The sequence below is a fragment of the Spirillospora sp. NBC_01491 genome, assembly GCF_036227065.1.
Taxonomy (GTDB): Bacteria; Actinomycetota; Actinomycetes; order Streptosporangiales; family Streptosporangiaceae; genus Spirillospora; species Spirillospora xylanilytica.
This window is the reverse complement of sequence record NZ_CP109432.1, coordinates 1,382,992-1,401,696: the sequence shown is the minus strand read 5'-3', so window position 1 is coordinate 1,401,696 and position 18,705 is coordinate 1,382,992. Positions and strand designations below refer to the sequence as shown.

Genomic DNA, 18,705 nt, shown 5'->3' with positions numbered 1-18,705 from the left:
GTCGGTCTGTGCGTGCGGGGCTCTGCTCGGCGCCGCACCCGCCGACCTGGCGTGCCACCCGTCAGGCCGACCGTGATCGCCGGCGCTCCAGCTCCCGCGCGACCTCCTTCCAGTTCTCCGCGCATCCCTTGGCCAGTGCGGCGATCTCGTCGGCCCAGTGGGCGGGCACCGACGCCAGGAACTCGCGCCATTCCTCCCCGTAGACCACCCGGGTGTCCAGCCATCGCAGGAACGTGAGGCCCGACTGGGCGTACCTCACCGCCGGGTCCTGCCGGAGTTTCTGCCGGAGGACCGGCCACTGGCCGAGGGCGGCCTCCCTCGATGCCGCCGAGAGCGGCGTGGTGCGCGGCGCCCTGGTGGCGCGTTGCCTCGGCGGCAGCAGGTCCTGCCCCTGTTTGAGTCGTTCCCGCACGTCACGGGCGGTCGCCACGGAGATCCCGGCCTCCCTGGCGACCTCCCGGAGGGGGGTGTCCGGGCGTTCTCGGACGATCTCTCCCGCGCGCAGCCGCCCGGCTGCGCCGTCGACCGGGCGCAGCCGTCCGTCCCGGCCCACCCGCGTGTTCGACTGCGACGCGGTCTCAGTCGAACGGCGCCGCAGGGCGGCGACCCTGCGGGTCGAGGATCCGGCGGCCATCGCCACCGCGCGGTCGGACCAGTCGGGATGCGCCTCCAGAATGCGCAGCGCCGCGGCCATCCGGTCGGCGGCGGTCAGCGGCAGGCCGTGCGCGATGTTCTCCCGCACCGCCAGCAGGAAGGCCATGTGCTCCGAGCCGTCGAAGAAGTGCGCCTCGATGGTGGTGCGGCCGCGCAGCCGCGCCGCGTGCAGCCGGTGCATGCCGTCGATGATCCGCATCGTGGGGCGGTGGACGAGGATGGGCGGCAGTGGCGTGGCCACTTCGGCCAGGGTGCGCGCGTGATCGAGATCCTCGCCGGTCAGCCGCGGCGAGTCGGCCGGTCGCAGGTCTTCGATACGGACGAGATGGACGGTCTTGTCATAGAACGCTGGCGCTGTTTCCTCGGTCTGCGGGTCCCTTCCCAGATCCTCTTTCATTTCCCCCCCGGTGCCCTGTTCAGATTGTTTTCTCGATTCTTCGTAGAATCGATTACCGCACTCTCGAATGAACGATTTCCGGCCATCTCTTCCGGCATCTCATCGCTCCATTGCCTGGAATCTCAGAGAAGGACACGGCGTCCGCGCAGGGCCCACGCCCCTGAAGTGTCGCCCGTGTCACACTTACACAGCCGATAAGTCAGCACAAGTCTCCTGTCCCGTGTTGACTCACCACTAATTTCGCAATCACTTGATCACGGAACGTTTGATGCGACTGGCAGAAAATGACGAAAATGAGCGACGAGGCCGGTGTCGGGAATTTCAGAGCGCTGTATTCGGTGGCCCAAAATGCAGCAAGGGCGTGTCCGAATATGGACGCGCCCTTCGCCGCCGGTCCGATGACCAGCGGGGCCTTGCCGGCAAGGTCAGGAAGGCGTCAGCTCACGGGGCGCTCGCACACCGAGGCCAGGTCCGCCGGCTCGGACGCGGCGGCCCTGGACAGCGGCCCGCGCAGCCGTTCGTAGGCGTGGCCGACGCGCAGCACCGCTTCGTCGTCGTACGGGCGGCCCACCAGCATCAGGCCGACCGGCAGCCCTTCGGAGAATGCGCACGGGATGCTCAGCGCGGGATTGCCCGTCATGCTGAACGGAGCGGTGTTGTGGAGATTACCCAACATCCGGTCGACGATCTGGGTCGCCGAACCGTCGGTGCGGCGGGACACCGCCTTCATGCCGACCGTGGGCAGCGCCAGGACGTCGAAGCGTTCGAGGACCGAGGTGTACTGGCGGCGCAGCTCGCGTGCGAGATTCTGCGCCTTCGCGTAGTAGCGGTGACCGTGCCGTTGCGACATGTACGTGCCGAGCAGGGCGGTGAACACCAGGGCGGGGGAGAGCGCCTGCGGGTTCTCCAGCCGCCCCAGCCGGTGCCGCTCCATCATGTCGAGATCGACGTGGCCGTCCCAGTTCGTCGTGGTGGTGTCGCCGCGCATCGCCAGGTCGGTCGCACCCTGGACGGCGATGGCGTTCCAGATCGCCAGGCCGTCCCGATGCATCGGCACCGAGACCTCCTCGACGCGCGCGCCGCCTGCCGCGAGCGAGTCCACCGCGTCGAGGGCGGCCGCGTCGACGTCCGGTTCGGAGACCCCGGGTATGCCGAAGCCTTCGCGCAGCACCGCCACGCGGACGCCGCCGAGGTCGCCGTCCAGGAACCCGCGGAAGGAGCCCACCCCGAGATCGATCCGCTGGCGCGAGTCCAGACCGTCCCCTCCGGCCGTCACCTCCAGAAGCAGCGCGCAGTCGGCCACGGTCGCCGCCATCGGCCCGACGTGGTCCAGGGTCCGTTCGACCGGGACGATCCCGGTGTAGGGCACCAGGGCGAAGGTGGGCTTGAGTCCGACGCAACCGCTCCACGCCGCCGGGACGCGGATCGAGCCGCCGTGGTCGGTGCCGAGCGTCAGGTCGGCCTGACCGGCGGCGATCACCACCGCGTTCCCGCCGGAGGTCCCTCCGGGCAGGCGGTCGGGGGCGTAGGGGTTGCGCGGCTCGGGCGCGGCGGTGCCGGCGCCGTCTTCGGCGCCGGCGCCGAACGCGGCGGTCTTGCCGACGATCTCCGCGCCCGCGTCCAGCAGGCGGGTGACGACGGTCGCGTCCGCACGCGGTACGAAGCTCTCCGGCAGCGGGGCCCCGGGCCGCATCGGTAACCCGGCGACGGCGATGTTGTCCTTCACCGCGACCCGCCGGCCGGCCAGCGGCCCGTCCGACGCTCCCCGGATCGAGCAGCGCCAGGCCCAGCCGTGGCACGGATCCTCGTCCGTCCGGGGCGCCCGTCCGGGGTCGCGCAACCTGCCCGGGAACGCCGGCGACACCGGGTTCAGCTCGTCCAGGCGCGCGTAGGCCGACATGCCCCGGGCGACCAGGGCCGTGTACTCGGCGAGCTGTTCCGCGGTGAGGGACAGCCCGAGGCCACCCGCGATCTTCGCCAGTTCCTCCGGCGTGGGCGGCTCCCCGGAACCGGGGGTGCCCTCTGGGCGGTCGCTGAGAAAGCGCTCGTCGAAGGTGTTCACGAGTTCTCCAATGGACCGGGGGGACGGACGGGGTCCGGCTGCGCGGCCGGACGGCCTGTCATCGATCGCGTCCGGCGAGATGGGCCTCGGCGCCGTGGCGGGGCAGGTGGAATCCCGCCGGCCGGACCGGGTGCTCGGAGGTGCGCGACAGGGGCGGCGCCGCCTGCCGGACGTCGTCAAGCGCGACCATCGACGTCTCCGTCCTGGTACTGCACGAGCTCCACCAGCAGACCGGCCGGACGCCGCGCGTACAGGAACGCCACGCGCATGCCGGGCCGCGCGCCCGAGCAGGCGACATGGTCGACGGCGGTGAAGCCGTGCCCGCGCAGCCGGTCCAGCTCCGCTTCCAGGTCGTCCACGCCGAACGCCACGTGGTACAGCCCGGGGCCGTGCTGCTCCAGCCGCCCGGCGACCGAGGAATCGCTCCGAGACGCCGACACCAGCTCCACGGCGGGCTGTCCGATCCCGTCGGAGTAGTGCCAGAACTCGCACGCGACCCCGTAGTCGTCGGCGGTCCCGCGGTCCGACACCGTCATTCCGAGAGCCGTCAGGAAGGGCGCGACCCCCTCGGGGTCATCGGTCGCCATGCCGATGTGGTCGATGCCGAGGATCACCTGTGGCTCCGATCGTAGGGACGGCGCTCGGGAGGGCCGGGAAGGGGCGTCGCCGTGGCGCGTCGCCGCAGGCCCAGATAGGCCAGCGCGGCGCCCGTCACCATCAGCGGCCAGATCAGGTAGGGGCCGGACATCAGCAGCAGCACCGCCACCGCGCCGAACGCGATCAGTGCCGCGGTCCGTCCGGGACTGCGGCGCGGCAGCAGGCGGATGGCCGCGGCCACGCCCACCGCGTACACCGTGACGAACGAGCCGGCGGTGAGCTGCACCAGCGGTCCGGTGCCGAGACCCGCGACCGCGACGATCCCCAGCGCCAGGAACGACATCGTGGAGTTGGCCAGCAGGCTCCGCCTGGGCACCTCACCGGCGACGCTGCCGCGCGCGAGCACCTTCGGAAAGGCCCCGTCGCGCCCGAGGGCCGCGCCCAGCTTGGCTCCCGCGGCGTAGTAGGCGTTCATCGCGCCCAGGGTGAGCAGCAGTGCGGCGGCGGCGGCGAGCCAGCGGGAGCCGCCGCCCATCCCGCGCGCCATCAGCTCCCCGAGCGGGGCCTCGGTGTCGGCCGCGCCCGTGCCGAGCACCGCGATCGTCGCGAACGCCACCAGCAGGTACAGCAGCCCGACCAAGGCGACCGCCGAGCCGGTGGCGCGCGGCAGGTCACGCCCCGGGCGGCGGAACTCGGCGGCCAGGTGGGTGATCGCCTCCCAGCCCGCGAAGCTCCATACCAGCAGGGACGCGGCGGACCCGACCGCCGCCCAGCCGTGCGGGGCGAACGGGGTGAGGTTGTCCCAGCGCGCCTCGGGCAGCGACAGCCCGACCGACACCAGCAGCAGCGTGACCAGCAGCGCGGCCAGCCCGAGTTGAAACCGTCCCGAGACATGGAGGCCGACCGTGTTGGCCGCGGTCACCACCGCCATGAGCGCCACGGCGGTGCCGAGCACCGCGGCGGTTCCGCCGCCGACCGCAGCCTCCACGTACGCGCCGCCGAACAGCGCCGCGGCGGCCGCGCCCGGCGGCACCGCGAAGTAGAAGCACCAGCCGACCACGGCGGCGGCCCGTTCGCCGAACGCCAACCGCGCGTACGTGGACACCCCTCCGGCGTCCGGATGCCGTGCGCCGAGTGCGGCGAAGGTCGCCGCCAGTGGAACCGACAGCGCCACGAGCGCGAGCCAGGCCACCAGTGACGCCGGTCCGGCCGCCTCGGCCGCCAGGGCGGGCAGCGCGATCACACCGGTCCCGAGCACGGCACCCACGTACATCGCGGTGCCCTGACCGAGGGTGAGCCGGCCTGTGGGCGCCCTGGACTCCGTTGTCGTCACGGCACCCAGCGTCCGGCAGGCCCGGCCGAACCACCAGCGACAGAACAGCCGACATGCGCTAAATTCCTGCCATGGGCGGACACCTCGTCGGGTTGGCGGTGACGGTCGGCACCCCGGTCTTCGAGCTGGCCGTCCCCTTCGAGGTCTTCGGCACCGACCGCAGCGACATCGTCGACCCGTGGTACCGGTTCCAGGTGTGCACCGCCGAGCCGGGCCCGCTCCCGTCCACCCAGGGCATGAGCCTGAACGCCGCGCACAGCTTCGACGATCTGCTGGACGCCGACACCGTCATCGTGGCCGCGCTGGCCCGCCCGGTCCAGTTGGATCCGCCGCAGAGCCTGGTGAAGGTCGTACGGGAGGTGCACCGGCGCGGCGGCCGGATCGTGTCGCTGTGCACCGGCGCGTACGTGCTCGCCGCCGCGGGACTGCTGGACGGCCGCACCGCGACGACGCACTGGATGAACTCCAGCGACTTCGCCCACCGCTTCCCCGAGGTGGATCTCGACCCGGTCCCGCTGTACATCGACCACGGCGACGTCATCACCACGGCCGGCTCGGGAGCGGCCATCGACACGTGCCTCCACCTGCTGCGCCAGGACCACGGAGCGGCCGTCGCCAACGAGGTCGCCCGCCGTATGGTCGTCCCCCCGCACCGCGAGGGAGGCCACCCCCAGTGCACAAGACCCGTCGTCACTCACGAGCCGACCGACGACCTGGCGCCGGTACTCCAATGGGCGCGCGAACGCCTGAACCAGCCGCTCAGTGTCCCCGAACTGGCCCGCCTGGCCCAGATGGGCGAACGCACCTTCGCCCGCCGCTTCCGCGAAACACTGGGCATCACGCCGCTCCAGTGGCTGCTGCAACAGCGCATCCGCCTGGCCCAGGAACTCCTGGAGACCTCCGACAGGCCGGTCGAGCAGATCGCCCGGGACACCGGCTTCGGCACCGCGGCCAACCTCCGCTACCACTTCGGCCGAACGACGGGCATGTCACCCCAGTCGTACCGCCACATCTTCCGCTTCCGCTCAGCCGCCGCAGTCAACGTCCGCTGAACCGGCCCGCGCGGCCTCGGCCCCGTCGCTTCCGCGCGACGTCGAGGCCGACGAGGCCGCGGTCTTCGGCGTCGCCCAGGAGGGTGCCGAGCAGGGACCGGGCGTCGGCGGCGGTGCGCCCGTCGCGGCTATCGCCGGGGGATCACCGCTTCGGAGATGTCCGCCACCGGCAGGCCGTAGGCGCGGCGGGCATTGTCGTAGAAGAAGCGGTGGGCGTCGGCGGCGCCGGCCGTCGAGGCCACCAGCTCACGCACGGTGCCGAGCAGTCCCTCGTGGCTGACCGTTATCGCGTCCATCGGCATGTTGGAGCCGAATACCAGTCGCTCCCAGCCCCACGCGTCGACGGCGAGTTCCAGCCACGGCCGGACCGCATCAGCGGTGATCTCGGTCAGGAGCATGCCGAGGCCAGAGAACTTGCACGTCCAGCCGGTGGCGGCAGCCGCCTTCCGCATCGCGCCCGCCCAGCGGGCCCGTCCGTCCTGGCCGGCGTCTTCGGGGGAACCGAGGTGCTCGAGCACGACGGTCAGGTCCGGGAACGCCTCGAGGGCCCGCACCCATGCCGGCAGCGAGGCCGGACCGGCGACGAGGTCGAAGACCAGTCCCCTTCGGTCGAGCCATGACAGGATCGCGTCGCCGGCGGCCGATCCGGGCTCGAGTCCGCCGAAGACGCGGACGCCGCGGAACCGGGGGTCCTCCGCTTGCAGGTCGAGGTGGGCGAGCAGGTCGGCGACCGGCAGGCGGGGGTCGACGGATCTCAATGCATCGTCAGGCCGCCGCTGACGCTCAGCGTCTGTCCGTTGACGTAACTGGAGGCGGGGCTGCCGAGCCACGCAACGGTCGAGGCCACCTACCCGTTGGAGCGCTGCAAGACGAGTGTGTCGCGCTCTACCTTCACGGACTGCGCCCGTAGCCGACCGAGCCCGGTGAGGCGCCGGTGGAGGCGGTGGACGCCGGCCCGAGCGCGACCGCGATGGTCAGCGCGCCTCGCCCGTAGGTGCCGCTTTCGCCAAGAATGTGCAGGTGGGGGATGTACAGGGCGGCATGCCTGTTGTTAAGGTCACACTTCACATCAGCGGAACGAGTGTTCCGCTGGGCGGATCACTTCGGGTGAAGGGATTGGTCCATGCGTTCAGGGTCAGGTCCGGGGGAGGCGGCCCCGCGCGGGCGACTCGGCACGATGACGGCGATGCCGGTGTTCGACGACGAGAGCCACCTCGACTTCGTCGAGGGACTGCGTCGCTTCACCCTGAGGGAGATCAATCCTGTGGCGGCCGAAGCGGTCCGGGAACGCGTCGCCGAACGGCGTCCGGAGAGTCTGGAGGACCTGCGGGCCGCCGCCGAGTCCGTGCCGCTGGTGGGGCTGCGGAACCGGTTGCTGCGCTCCACCCAGGACATGAACTGGGCACGGGTGGCGGCCGGCTACGAACGGCTGCGCCCGGCGCTGGAGGCGGAGCTGGACGACGCCGCCGGACGCGGCCCCGGACGCATCGAACTCGCCGAGGACTGGGAGCACCCGGCCTACTCCGCCGACGTCCACTTCCACCGCCAGCCCGGCGGCTACCACGATGAGTCGCTCGCCGGATACGTCTACCACTACGGCACGAAGGTCTTCCACCTCGGGACCAACGACCGCGACGAGAGCAAGATCGCCCGCGCCCGCGAGGTCCCCGCGCCCGCCGACGGCTCCGTCACGCGCGTCCTGGACATCGCCTGCTCCGTCGGCGCGATGACCGTGGCGTTCAAGGACCGCTGGCCGGACGCGGAGGTGTGGGGGATCGACTCCGCCGCGCCGCTGCTGCGGTACGCGCACGCGCGCGCCGTCCGGCTCGGCGCCGACGTCGTCTTCGCCCAGCGGCTGGCCGAGGACCTGCTCTTCCCTGACGGCACCTTCGACGTCGCCTACCTCGGCACGATCCTGCACGAGGTCCCTTGGGACATCGCGCTGCGCGCGGTCGCCGAGGCGCGGCGGGTGCTGCGGCCCGGCGGGGTCCTCGTCGTCCACGAGATGCGCCAGCCCGACGACCCGCCCGAGCCGTGGGCGACCTACGACCGCGACTTCGACACCCGCTTCAACGGCGAGCCGTTCGCGTTCCGGTTCGTGCACGGCGGGATCGGCGCCGAACTGGAGCGGCTGTTCTCCTCGGTGGAGTTCACCAACGGCCGGACCGCGACCTGGGTGTGCGCGGCATGACCGAGGACACCGGGAACTGGCGGGTGGACGGCCCGCAGCCCCTAGGCGCCTTCGTCGGCGAGGGCGTCAACGACCAGCTCATGCAGATCAGCGTCCAGCTCGCCGCCGAGCTGTGGGTGACGCGGCGCCGCCTGGCCGCGCTGGAGTCCCAGCTCGTGGCCGGAGGACTGGTCGTGTCGCCGGACGCGATCGAGCCGGACGCCGCCGGCGGAGCCGGCGAAGGCAGTGCCGCCGGCGGAGCCGGCGAAGGCAATGCGGTCGGCGGAGCCGGCGGGAGTAGTGCGGTCGGCGGGACCGGCGACCGGGCGGAGCGGGACGCTTACGTCCGGCGTGTCTTCGGCGGGCTGATCGCGTGACGGTCAGGGTCGGGGTCGTGGTGCCGTCCGCGAACCCCACCGTCGAACCCGAGACCCGGCGGCTGCTGCCACTGGGCGTCGTCCCGTACGTCGCGCGGATGGCGGCGCCGCCCGGCCTGGATCTGCACGCCCGCCTCGACTGGTACCGCGACAACGCGGGCGAGGCGATCGCGTCCCTGGCCGGGTTGGACCTGGCGGCCGTGCTCGTCGCCTGCACCGGTGCGACCTATCCGCTCGGCCCGGACGGCGACCGGGAGTGGTCGGCCGGGCTCGCGCGGCGGTTCGGCGTCCCCGTCGTCACCTCGGCGGGCGGGCTGGCCGGCGCGCTGCGCGCCGCCGCCGCCGACCGCGTGTCGGTCGTGTCGCCCTACCCGTCCTGGCTCACCGAGCAGTGCGCCGGGTTCTGGCGCGCCGCCGGGATGCGTGTGGACGTGCACGACGTCCAGGGCGGACGCCCCATCTACGCCACCGGTGACGGCGACGTCCGCGACGCGGTGCGGGCCGCGCTGCGCTCCGGCGCCCCCGGGCACGCCGTCGTGGTGGCGGGCACCGGCGCCGCCAGCCTCGACGTGCTCGACGAGCTGACCCCGGCCCGCTCGCTGCTGCTGTCGTCCAATCTCGCCGGGACGTGGGCGCTGCTGCACGCGGCGGACGCGTCGTCGACGCTCGCGGCCGCGACCGGAGCGCTGGCCCGGCTGATCCAGGAGACCCGATGACCGAGCCCGTGATCGTCGTCGGCGCGGGGCCGGTCGGCCTGGCCGCCGCACTCGCCCTGGCCGCCGAGCGGGTGCCCGCCGTCGTGCTGGAGGCCGAGCGGGCCGGGGTCCGCAAGGAGTGGCGCGGCTCGACGCTGCACCCGCCGACGCTGGCGCTGCTCGACCGGATCGGCGCCGCCTCCGACGCCGTCGCCCACGGCGTCCGCGTGGACCGGCTCCAGTTCCGCGACCTGCAACTGCCCGACCGCGCGACGTTCTCCTACGGAGTGCTGGAGGGCCGGACGCCGTTCCCGTTCCGCGTCCAGTACGAGCAGTACAAGCTGCTGCGGCTGCTTCGCGAGCTGGCCGAGGCGTCCCCGGACGTGGACCTGCGTCAGGAGCACCGCGTCACCGGGCTGACCGGCGCGGACGACGGCGCGGCGGCAGCGGTCGTGACGCTGGCCGATGGCACGCGCCTGACCGCGCCGTACGTCGTCGCCGCCGACGGGGCGCACAGCGTGCTGCGCAAGCTCGCCGGGATCGGCTTCCCCGGCGACACCTACCCGTCGCAGAGCCTGGTCGCCGCCACGCCGTTCCCCTTCGAGACCGTCGTGGACGACCTCGGTCCCGTCTCCTATTGGAGCGGTCCCAACGGACGGCTGTCCCTCATCCGCACCCCGGACGTGTGGCGCGTCGCGGTCAGTACCACCGCCGGTGTCACCGCGTCCGCCGACGGGACCGGCGGGCCGCACCCGGAACTGGCCGCCGCCCTCGACCTGCTCGTCGGGGACCGGAGCTGGGTCGGCAGCCCGCTCCAGCAGCACCAGCTCTACCGCAGCCACCAGCGGGTGGCCGACCGGTTCCGGGCCGGACGCCTGCTGCTGGCGGGCGACGCCGCCCACCTGTCCAGCACGACCGGTGGGATGGGGCTGAACTCGGGCGTCCACGACGCGTTCGATCTCGCCGCCCGGCTCGGCCCCGCGCTGCGGGCGGGCGGCGACGGCGACGGCGACGCCGAGGCGGACGCGTACGCGTCCGCTCGCCGGGACGCCGCCGTCCGCATCGTCCAGCCCGCGACCCGGACCGTCCGGGCGGGGGTCGACGCGACCGGCCGGGACGCCCGCCTCGCCCGGCTCCGGGACCTGGCCGCGACCGCCGCCGACCCGGTGGCGGGCACCCGCCACCTGAGCGCCCTGAGCATGCTCGACGCAGTCGAAGGAGTGAGCCGTTGACCGCCGTCCTGTCGCCCATCACGGGCGAGGTGATCGAGGACGTCCCCGCGACGACTCCGCGCGGCCTGGACGCCGTCCTGCGCGCCGCCGAGGACGCCGCGCCGCGCTGGCGGGCCGTCCCGGCGTCCGAACGGGGCCGCCTGCTGGTGGAGATCGGCCGCCGGATGCGGGCGCGCGCCGCCGGGATCGCCGACCTGGAGACGCTGAACACCGGCAAGCTGCCCGCCGACACCCGCCGCGAGGCCGACCGCGCCGCCGCCTGCTTCGAGTACTACGGCGGCTGGGCGGACAAGGCGCACGGCACGGTGGTGCCGGTCCCGGGCCCGTTCCACACCTACACGACGCGCGAGCCGTACGGGGTCGTCGCGGGCGTCATCCCGTGGAACGTCCCGTACTTCTTCGCCGCGAAGAAGATCGCGCCCGCGCTCGCGTTCGGCAACGTCGTCGTCCTCAAACCCGCCGCCGAGACCCCGCTCACCGCCCTGCTGCTCGGCCGGATCGTCGCCGAGGTCCTCGCCGAGGCCGGGCATCCGGAGGGCGTCGCGCAGGTCGTGCACGGCGACGGCGACCTCGGCCGCGCGCTCGTCGAGGACCCCCGCGTCAAGCTCGTGGTGTTCACCGGCTCGGACGCCACCGGCGCCCGCGTCGGCGCCGCGGCGGCGGCGCACTTCGCCCCGTCCGCGCTGGAGCTGGGCGGCAAGTCCCCGCAGCTGGTGTTCGCCGACGCCGACCTGGACGCCGCGGCGGCCGGGATCGTGGAGGGCTTCACCGGGTCGTGCGGGCAGATGTGCATCGCCGGATCGCGCCTGTACGTGCAGCGCGAGGTGTACCCGGACGTCCTGGAGCGCGTCGCGCGGCGCGTCGGGGACCTGCGCGTCGGAGACCCGCGCGAGCCCGGCACCCAGGTCGGGCCGCAGGTCACCGCCGTCCAGGCCGCCAAGACGCGGGCCTTCGTCAGCGAGGGCGCCGCCCGGGGCGCGCACATCGTCGCGCAGGCCGGGACGCCCGCCGGGGCCGGGCTGGCGGGCGGCAACTGGGTCGCGCCGACGGTCTTCAGCGGTGTCGCCGCCGGAGACCCGCTGCTCACCGAGGAGGTCTTCGGGCCGGTGCTGTGCGCCGCGCCGTTCGACGACGAGGGCGACGCCGTCCGCCTCGCCCACGCCACCCGGTTCGGGCTCGGCGCAGGCGTGTGGACCGGCGACCCGGGACGCGCCCACCGCCTCGCCGACGCCCTCCGCGTCGGGACGGTCTGGGTGAACACCTACCGCGTCCTGTCCGACCTCGTGCCGTTCGGCGGGGTCGGCGCGTCCGGCTACGGGCGCGAGGGCGGCACCGACGCCGTCCACCTCTACACCTGGACCAAGAGCGTGTGGTTCTCCACCGCGCCCGGCGTCCCCGACGGTTACCGGAAGGACTGACATGCGTCCCGCACTCGCGCCCGAGACCGCGCACCGCGACGGCGTCTTCCTGGACGGACGCCTCGTCCCGGCCCGGTCCCGAGCGGTCCTCGAGGTCGTCTCGCCGTCCGACCGGACGGTCATCGGCAGCGTTCCGGACGGGTCCGACGCCGACGTGGACGCGGCCGTCGCGTCCGCCCGCGCCGCCTTCCAGGACCCGCGCGGCTGGCGCGCCTGGGAGCCCGCCGACCGCGCCGCCGCGCTCGAGCGGCTCGCCGACCTGCTCCAAGAGCGCGACGCCGAGATGACCGTCCTGCTCGCCCACGAGATCGGGCGGCCGGTCGGCGGCCCGCCCGCCCGCGCGAACCGCGCCTCGGAGCTGCTGCGCTACTACGCGGGGATCGCCCGCGCGCTCGTCGTGGACGAGCTGCGCCCGGTGCCCGAACGGCGGGGTCCGGGCAGCGTCCGGCGCTCGATCGTGCGCCGGGGCCCGCGCGGGGTGACGGCGGCGATCGTGCCCTACAACGGGACGCTTCCGATGGGCATGTACAAGATCGGCCCGACCCTCGCGCTGGGCGGTACGGTGGTGCTGAAACCGCCCCCCCAGGCACCGCTGGAGGCCTTCCTGTTCGCCGAGTGCGCCGTCGCGGCCGGCCTTCCACCGGGCGTCGTCAACGTGGTCACCGGCGGCCGGGAGACCGGTGCGGCCCTCGTCGGCCATCCGGGCGTCGACATCGTCGGCTTCACCGGTTCGTCGGAGGCGGGACGGCACATCGCCGCCCGCTGCGCCGCCTCGCTCACGCCCGTGGTCCTCGAACTCGGCGGCAAGTCCGCCGCCGTCCTGCTGGACGACGCCGACCTGGACCGCTTCACCGCCGCGCTGCCGTTCCTCGCCTACACCTTCAGCGGGCAGAACTGCTTCATCCAGAGCCGCATCATCGTCCCGCGCGCCCTGCTCGCGGAGGTCGCCGACCGCGTCGCCGCGGTGTCGGCGGCGCTGCCCGTCGGCGACCCGTTCGACCCGGCGACGCGGCTCGGCCCGCTCATCTCGGCCGCGCACCGCGACCGCGTCGAGGGGCTGATCGCGGCGGGCCGGGCCGAGGGCGCCCGGCTGGTGTCGGGCGGCGGGCGCCCGCCCGGCCTGGACGCCGGGTTCTACCTGACGCCCGCCGTGTTCACCGACGCGCGCAGCGACATGCGGATCTGCCAGGAGGAGGTCTTCGGACCCGTCGTGACGCTCATCCCGGCGTCGGGCGAGGACGAGGCCGTCGCGATCGCCAACGACACCGACTTCGGCCTGGCCGGGTCGGTGTGGAGCGCCGACGAGTCCCGCGCCCTCGCGGTGGCTGCGCGCCTGGATACCGGGACGGTCGGCGTCAACGGGTTCGGCTTCAACACGGCCGCGCCGTTCGCGGGGCGCCGGTCGAGCGGGCTCGGCACCGAACTCGGACCCGAGGGCTTCGAGGCGTATGTCCAATACCAGAGCTTCCATCTGGTCGGGTGAGGGGATGTCCACTGTGAGCGTCAAGGGCGGCGCCGACGGCGTCGAACCGGTCAAGGGGCAAACGGTCACGGGAGTCGACCGCGTCCTCGACATCCTCATCCACCTCGGCGAGGCGGGGCGGCCCACGCTCGGCGTCACCGAGATCGCCGAAGGGCTCGGGCTGTCCAAGGCGGTCGTCCACCGCAGCCTGACGAGCTGCCGCGCCAAGGGCTTCATCACGTTCCATCCCTCGACCCGCCGCTACAGCCTCGGCCCCCGCATCGTCAGCCTCGCGCTCGGCTACCTCGACCGCATCGACATCCGCGCCGAGGCGCGGCCGGTCCTCACCCGGCTGTCGCGGGAGACCGACGAGACGGCCACGCTGTCCACCCGCTCGGGCTGGAACCGCGTCTACGTCGACCAGGTCACCCCCGACCGCGACGTGAAGATGATGGTGCAGCTCGGCGCGGCGTTCCCGCTGCACGCGGGCGCGTCGTCCAAGGCGTTCCTGGCGTTCCTGGACCCCGCCGAACGCGAGCAGTACCTGACCTCGCAGCCCATGAGCAGGCTGACGGGCAAGACCATCACCCGGCGCCCCACCCTGCGCGACGAGCTGGCGCACATCGCCGAGGTCGGCTATGCGATCTCCTACGGTGAGCGCGATCCGAGCGCGGGCTCGGTGGCCGCGCCGGTGTTCGGCCCCACCGGGACGCCGCTCGCCGTGATCTCGATCGCCGGACCGCTGGAACGGTTCCGCGGTGAGGCCGACCGCCTGGTGGACCTGCTGCAGAAGGCCGCCGCCGGACTGACCGCGCAGGTCGGCGGGCAGGCCGGCGGCGCGCGGCCGCAATGATCGCGTCAGTCACCGTCGTCACCGCCGATCTGGACGCCGCCGTCGCGGTGTACCGGGACGGGGTCGGGCTGGAGCCGGGTGCGGAGCACCGGGTGTCCGGCGCGCCGCTGCCCGAGCTGGACGGGCGCCGCTCGGTCGTGCTGTCCGGCACCGGCGCCGGCGGCGCGGTCCACGTCGTGGAGCTTCCGGGGGCGCGGGCGCCCGAGCCGCTCACCACGCTCGGCTGGGCCGCCGCCGAGATCCTCGTGGCCGACGCCGACGAGGCGACCGCGCGGGCCCGCGCCGCCGGGCTGCGCGTGCTGGCCGAGCCGCGTCCGGTCGGGGCCGGGGGAGGGCTGCGGGCCGTCCAGGTCGCGGGCCCGGCCGGGGAGGCGCTCTACCTGACGCAGGTGGACCGCGCCCCGGAGGGGTTCACGCTGCCGAGCCCCCGCGGGCCGGTGGGCCCGGTGTTCATCGCCGTGCTGGCGTCGGAAGACCTGGAGGAGTCGCGTGCGGCGCTGGAAGGCCGCCTGCCCGCACGGCGGGTGACGGACCATCCGCTGCCGGTGCGGGCGTTGAACGCGCAGCTCGGCCGCCCTGAGGGGACGCTGCACCGCGTCAGCACGCTCCAGCTTCCAGGGCGCTGCGCCGTGGAGGTGGACCAGTACCCCGCGGGCGACCCGGCCGTTCGGGTCCGGAGGTCCCCATGGGACGGCGGGATCGTCGCCGTCACGCTACGCGGGGACGGGCCCGGCGGAATATGGACCGTTCCCGGTGCCGGCGGCGCGCTGGTGGCGTCCGGCTGATCCGCCCGTGCCGCCCGCGCGCGCGGGCGGTTCGGCTTGATCATCCAAAAAGAGGCCAATCTGGCCTGTTACCTGCACGTTTCTTCTTCTTTGAACTCTTGACACTGTGGCGTACCTCATTCTACCGTTCCACTGAGCGAGTTAATCGTTCCGCCCAGTGGAACAAAATGGAGGGCTGGCTTGTGCGTAGAAGCATTGCAGTGCAGGGCGGAATGGTCCTCGTCCTGGGAATTGCGCTCAGCGCGTGCGGTGGCGGCGGCGGTACCAAGGCCGCCGGTGAGCAGACGCTCAAGGTCGGTGTCGACTCACTCCCCGCCTCCCAGGGGAACCCGTTCAACTCGGCGGTCTCCCCGGGGGTCTACACCTACGCCGCGATCTACGATCCGCTGACGTTCGTGGACGCGACGGGCCAGGTGAAGCCGTGGCTGGCGACCGAGTGGAAGAACACCTCCGACACCACGTGGAATTTCACGATCCGTGACGGTGTCACGTTCTCCAACGGCGAGACGCTGACCGCCCAGGGCGTCGCGGACGTCGCGAACTACCTGAAGCAGAACCCCGAGGTCAAGCAGTCGGTCGTCGCCAACGACCTGGCGACGATCAAGTCCGCGAAGGCGCTGGACGGGAAGACGGTGGAGTTCACGACGTCCGTCAAGGACCCGGTGCTGCCCAACAAGCTGACCGAATTGCTGATCCCGGCGCCGAAGGCCCTCGCCGAGGGAGGCGTGAAGGGCATCGCCGCCAAGCCGGTCGGCACGGGGCCGTTCCAGGTCGAGAACTGGGGCGGCAACAAGATCACCTTTACCGCGTTCGAGAAGTCCTGGCGCGCGCCGAAGGCGGGCGGCCTGGAGATCCAGGCGATGCAGGACCCGGCCTCACGGCTCCAGGCCCTCCAGTCCGGCCAGGTGGACCTCATCACCGGCGTCTCGCCCGACCAGGTCGACCAGATGAAGGGCGCGACCCAGGCCGAGGTCAGCCTCGGCAACCAGGTCATGTCGCTGGCGTTCCGCACCGTCAAGGGCAAGGACCCGGTCGACTCGCCGCTCACCGACAAGAAGGTCCGGCAGGCCCTCAACTACGCGGTGAACAAGCAGGGGATCGCCGACAACCTGCTGCTCGGCAAGGCCGAGCCCGTCGGCCAGGGCCCGACCGAGAAGGTCGTCGGCCACAACCCGGACGTGCAGGCGTACCCCTACGACCCGGCCAAGGCCAAGGCGCTGCTGGCCGAGGCGGGCCACCCGAACGGCTTCGCGATGAGCGCCGACGTCGTCGTCGGGTCCTTCCCCGCCGACGCGGACATCTACCAGGCCGTCAAGCAGGACCTCGCCAAGGTCGGCGTCAACCTCACGCTCAACCAGATGACCTTCCCCAACTGGATGCAGCGGTACACGGGCAACTCCTGGAAGACCGAGGCGTTCGGCCTCTCCTGGAACGCGCTGCCCACCATGGACCCGACCCGGGCCATGACCAACTTCACCTGCCTGCGCGCGGCGACGTTCTTCTGCGACAAGCCGACCGCCGACCACCTGTCCGCCGCGCTCACCAACATGGACGCCGACAAGCGCGCGGCGCAGCTCCGCAAGGTCGTCGCCGAGATGCACGAGAACCCGCCCGCCCTGTACCTGGTGCACCAGATCACGATCGTCGGCAAGTCCGCCGGCCTCGAGGGCGCCAAGGACGACAACCGGTTCTTCCGCTACGACCAGATGGTCAAGAAGTGACGGACACCGCATCCGCTCCGGCGGTCACGGGCACCCCCGTGGCCGCCGGGCGGCCGGCCCGCCCGCCGGGACGCGCCGGCCGGCTGGCCCGCATGCTCGCCTCCCGGCTGTCCCAGCTCGTCCTGCTGCTGTTCGCGGTGTCCACGCTGCTGTTCTTCCTGCTGCGGCTCACCGGCGACCCGGCGACGACACTCGCGGGCCAGGACGCCACCCCCGACCAGGTGGAGGCCGTCCGCGAGCAGTACGGCCTGGACGCTCCGCTCGCCAAGCAGTACGCGACGTTCATCCTCCGGGCCGCCCAGCTCGACTTCGGCACCTCCGTCCAGTCCGGCGCGAACGCGCTCACCGAGGTGCTGGACCGGCTGCCCGCCACGCTCCAGCTCGCACTGCTGGCCGTGCTGCTCAACATGCTGGTCGCGATCCCGTTCGGCGCGTGGATCGGATCGCGCTCCGACGGCCGCGCCCAGTCGATCGCCTCCGGGGTCGTCTTCGTCGGCCAGGGCATGCCCGGCTACGTCATCGGGCTCGTGCTCATCCAGGTCTTCGCCGTCCAGCTCGGGCTGCTGCCGAGCATCGGCAACGCCTCGGCCTCGGCGGCGATCCTGCCCGCGGTGTCGCTCGCGGCGTTCCTCGTCCCGCGGCTGACCCGCGTCGTGTCGGCCAACGTCGCCGAGACCATGGACGAGGACTTCGTCCGGACGGCCCGCGCCGCCGGGGCGTCCCGGCACACCGTCATCCTGCGGCACGTGCTGCCGAACGCCCTGCTCGGCGCCGCCGCCCTCGTCGGCACCCAGCTCGCGATCCTGGTCTCCGGCGCGCTGATCATCGAGGTCATCTTCGCGTGGCCCGGCCTCGGCGCCCTGATGATCAACTCGGTGCAGCAGCTCGACTTCCCGATCGTGCAGGCCGCCGTGTTCACGATCGCGGGCCTGGTGTTCCTGACGAACATGGCCACCGACGCCCTGCTCGGCATCCTCGACCCCCGCCTGCGGAGGCAGCGATGACAGCGGTCCGAGAAGAGGCCCCGCGCGGGCTCGTGCGGCGGCGCCTGGTCCCACGGCGGCCGGGGGTGGAGTCGGCGCGGCTGATCGCGGGCCTCGCCATCGCGGCCGTGCTCGTCGGCGGGACGATCGTCGCGCTGCTGTTCGGCAACATCACCGGCGTCGCCACCAGCGTCGAGGCGCGGCTGCTGTCCCCCGGCGAGGCCGGGCACCTGCTCGGCACCGACGGCGTCGGCCGCGACCTGGTGACCTGGACGATCGCCGGGTTCGGCTGGACGGCCTCGGTCGCCGCCACCGGCGCGTGCATCGTCACCGTCATCGGCCTGACGCTCGGCGTCCTCGCCGGGTCGACCACCGGCTACGCCCAGGCCGCGATCTCCCGCGTCATCGACGTGTGCCTGTCGCTGCCCTACCTCGTCATCGCCGTCGCGCTGATGGCGGCGGTCGGCCGCGGGTTCCTGCCGCTGTCGATCACCCTCGGCGTGGTGAGCTGGCCCGTCTTCGCCCGGGTGGTCTACGCCGAGACGCGCGGCCTGATGCAGCGCGAGTACGTGCGGGCGGCCAGGCTCCTCGGCGTGACGCGGCCCCGCATCCTGCTCGCCCACGTCCTGCCCGGCCTGCGGCACACGATCATGGTGATGTGGGCGTTCGTGTTCGCCGACCTGCTGGTCGCCGAGAGCGGGCTGTCCTTCCTCGGCATCGGCTCGCCGCTCGGCTCGCCCTCGCTCGGCAACATGCTGGCCGAGGGCCGCCAGCACCTGGTCGGGTCGCCGCTGCTGGTGCTCGTGCCCGCCGCCGTCATCGTGCTGGCCGTGACCGCCGCCAACCTCATCGGCGACGGCATGGCCGCCCGCAGCCGGGCCCGCCTGAAGTCGGTGCGCCCGTGACCGCCGCGC

18 protein-coding genes and 1 pseudogene are annotated in these 18,705 nt (G+C 73.1%); 12 read left to right on the top strand and 7 right to left on the bottom strand.

Translation table 11 applies throughout. The features are described 5' to 3' along the window. Window positions 1–61: 61 nt before the first annotated feature. The 5 genes from OHA34_RS06755 to OHA34_RS06735 form a co-directional block, all read right to left on the bottom strand. Window positions 62–895 (bottom strand): ParB N-terminal domain-containing protein, encoded by an 834-nt coding sequence (locus OHA34_RS06755; RefSeq protein WP_329520997.1) that lies wholly within the window; start codon window positions 893–895, stop codon window positions 62–64. Between the two features lie 592 nt (window positions 896–1,487). Further along, entirely contained in the window at window positions 1,488–3,113 is a 1,626-nt protein-coding gene (locus OHA34_RS06750; RefSeq protein WP_329520996.1) for an amidase, read from the bottom strand. Window positions 3,114–3,171: 58 nt separating this feature from the next. Next, window positions 3,172–3,303 carry a hypothetical protein gene (locus OHA34_RS06745; protein WP_329520995.1) on the bottom strand — a complete coding sequence of 44 codons (132 nt, stop codon included), beginning with the start codon at window positions 3,301–3,303 and terminating at the stop codon, window positions 3,172–3,174. After that, window positions 3,290–3,727: a VOC family protein gene (locus OHA34_RS06740; RefSeq protein WP_285940241.1), complete on the bottom strand. Its 438-nt coding sequence runs from the start codon at window positions 3,725–3,727 to the stop codon at window positions 3,290–3,292. The genes OHA34_RS06745 and OHA34_RS06740 overlap by 14 nt, the downstream gene beginning before the upstream one ends. After that, complete coding sequence (locus tag OHA34_RS06735) at window positions 3,724–5,043, bottom strand: APC family permease (RefSeq protein ID WP_329520994.1); 1,320 nt, start codon at window positions 5,041–5,043, stop codon at window positions 3,724–3,726. The genes OHA34_RS06740 and OHA34_RS06735 overlap by 4 nt, the downstream gene beginning before the upstream one ends. A 71-nt stretch (window positions 5,044–5,114) precedes the next feature. Between OHA34_RS06735 and OHA34_RS06730 the strand changes: the two genes are divergently transcribed. Next, window positions 5,115–6,095: a GlxA family transcriptional regulator gene (locus tag OHA34_RS06730; RefSeq protein ID WP_285940239.1), complete on the top strand. Its 981-nt coding sequence runs from the start codon at window positions 5,115–5,117 to the stop codon at window positions 6,093–6,095. A 128-nt stretch (window positions 6,096–6,223) separates the two neighbouring features. Here OHA34_RS06730 and OHA34_RS06725 read toward each other — a convergent pair. After that, window positions 6,224–6,937 (bottom strand): annotated as a pseudogene (locus tag OHA34_RS06725) (amidohydrolase family protein); the annotation flags it as partial. Window positions 6,938–6,986: 49 nt separating this feature from the next. Continuing rightward, window positions 6,987–7,163 carry a hypothetical protein gene (locus tag OHA34_RS06720; protein ID WP_329520993.1) on the bottom strand — a complete coding sequence of 59 codons (177 nt, stop codon included), beginning with the start codon at window positions 7,161–7,163 and terminating at the stop codon, window positions 6,987–6,989. 118 nt (window positions 7,164–7,281) lie between these two features. Between OHA34_RS06720 and OHA34_RS06715 the strand changes: the two genes are divergently transcribed. The 11 genes from OHA34_RS06715 (at window position 7,282) to OHA34_RS06665 (ending at window position 18,696) form a co-directional block, all read left to right on the top strand. Further along, window positions 7,282–8,286: a class I SAM-dependent methyltransferase gene (locus OHA34_RS06715; protein WP_329520992.1), complete on the top strand. Its 1,005-nt coding sequence runs from the start codon at window positions 7,282–7,284 to the stop codon at window positions 8,284–8,286. Next, window positions 8,283–8,642 (top strand): hypothetical protein, encoded by a 360-nt coding sequence (locus tag OHA34_RS06710; protein WP_329520991.1) that lies wholly within the window; start codon window positions 8,283–8,285, stop codon window positions 8,640–8,642. Before OHA34_RS06715 ends, OHA34_RS06710 begins: the two co-directional genes overlap by 4 nt. Continuing rightward, entirely contained in the window at window positions 8,639–9,358 is a 720-nt protein-coding gene (locus OHA34_RS06705) for a maleate cis-trans isomerase family protein (protein WP_329520990.1), read from the top strand. Before OHA34_RS06710 ends, OHA34_RS06705 begins: the two co-directional genes overlap by 4 nt. Next, the gene (locus OHA34_RS06700) at window positions 9,355–10,569 is read left to right on the top strand and encodes an FAD-dependent oxidoreductase (protein ID WP_329520989.1); all 1,215 of its coding nucleotides are present in this window, start codon (window positions 9,355–9,357) and stop codon (window positions 10,567–10,569) included. Before OHA34_RS06705 ends, OHA34_RS06700 begins: the two co-directional genes overlap by 4 nt. Beyond that, window positions 10,566–11,987, top strand: a complete 1,422-nt coding sequence (locus tag OHA34_RS06695; protein WP_285940234.1) for an aldehyde dehydrogenase family protein — start codon at window positions 10,566–10,568, stop codon at window positions 11,985–11,987. The genes OHA34_RS06700 and OHA34_RS06695 overlap by 4 nt, the downstream gene beginning before the upstream one ends. A 1-nt stretch (window position 11,988) precedes the next feature. Further along, entirely contained in the window at window positions 11,989–13,470 is a 1,482-nt protein-coding gene (locus OHA34_RS06690; RefSeq protein ID WP_329520988.1) for an aldehyde dehydrogenase family protein, read from the top strand. Window positions 13,471–13,474: 4 nt separating this feature from the next. Next, window positions 13,475–14,302 carry an IclR family transcriptional regulator gene (locus OHA34_RS06685; protein ID WP_285940232.1) on the top strand — a complete coding sequence of 276 codons (828 nt, stop codon included), beginning with the start codon at window positions 13,475–13,477 and terminating at the stop codon, window positions 14,300–14,302. Further along, window positions 14,299–15,087, top strand: a complete 789-nt coding sequence (locus tag OHA34_RS06680; RefSeq protein WP_329520987.1) for a VOC family protein — start codon at window positions 14,299–14,301, stop codon at window positions 15,085–15,087. Before OHA34_RS06685 ends, OHA34_RS06680 begins: the two co-directional genes overlap by 4 nt. A gap of 200 nt (window positions 15,088–15,287) precedes the next feature. Next, window positions 15,288–16,808 (top strand): ABC transporter substrate-binding protein, encoded by a 1,521-nt coding sequence (locus OHA34_RS06675; protein ID WP_285940230.1) that lies wholly within the window; start codon window positions 15,288–15,290, stop codon window positions 16,806–16,808. Next, window positions 16,805–17,812, top strand: coding sequence for an ABC transporter permease (locus OHA34_RS06670; RefSeq protein ID WP_285940229.1), 1,008 nt, complete (start codon window positions 16,805–16,807; stop codon window positions 17,810–17,812). Before OHA34_RS06675 ends, OHA34_RS06670 begins: the two co-directional genes overlap by 4 nt. Continuing rightward, window positions 17,809–18,696 (top strand): ABC transporter permease, encoded by an 888-nt coding sequence (locus OHA34_RS06665; protein ID WP_285940228.1) that lies wholly within the window; start codon window positions 17,809–17,811, stop codon window positions 18,694–18,696. Before OHA34_RS06670 ends, OHA34_RS06665 begins: the two co-directional genes overlap by 4 nt. The last annotated feature ends 9 nt before the right edge of the window (window positions 18,697–18,705 follow it).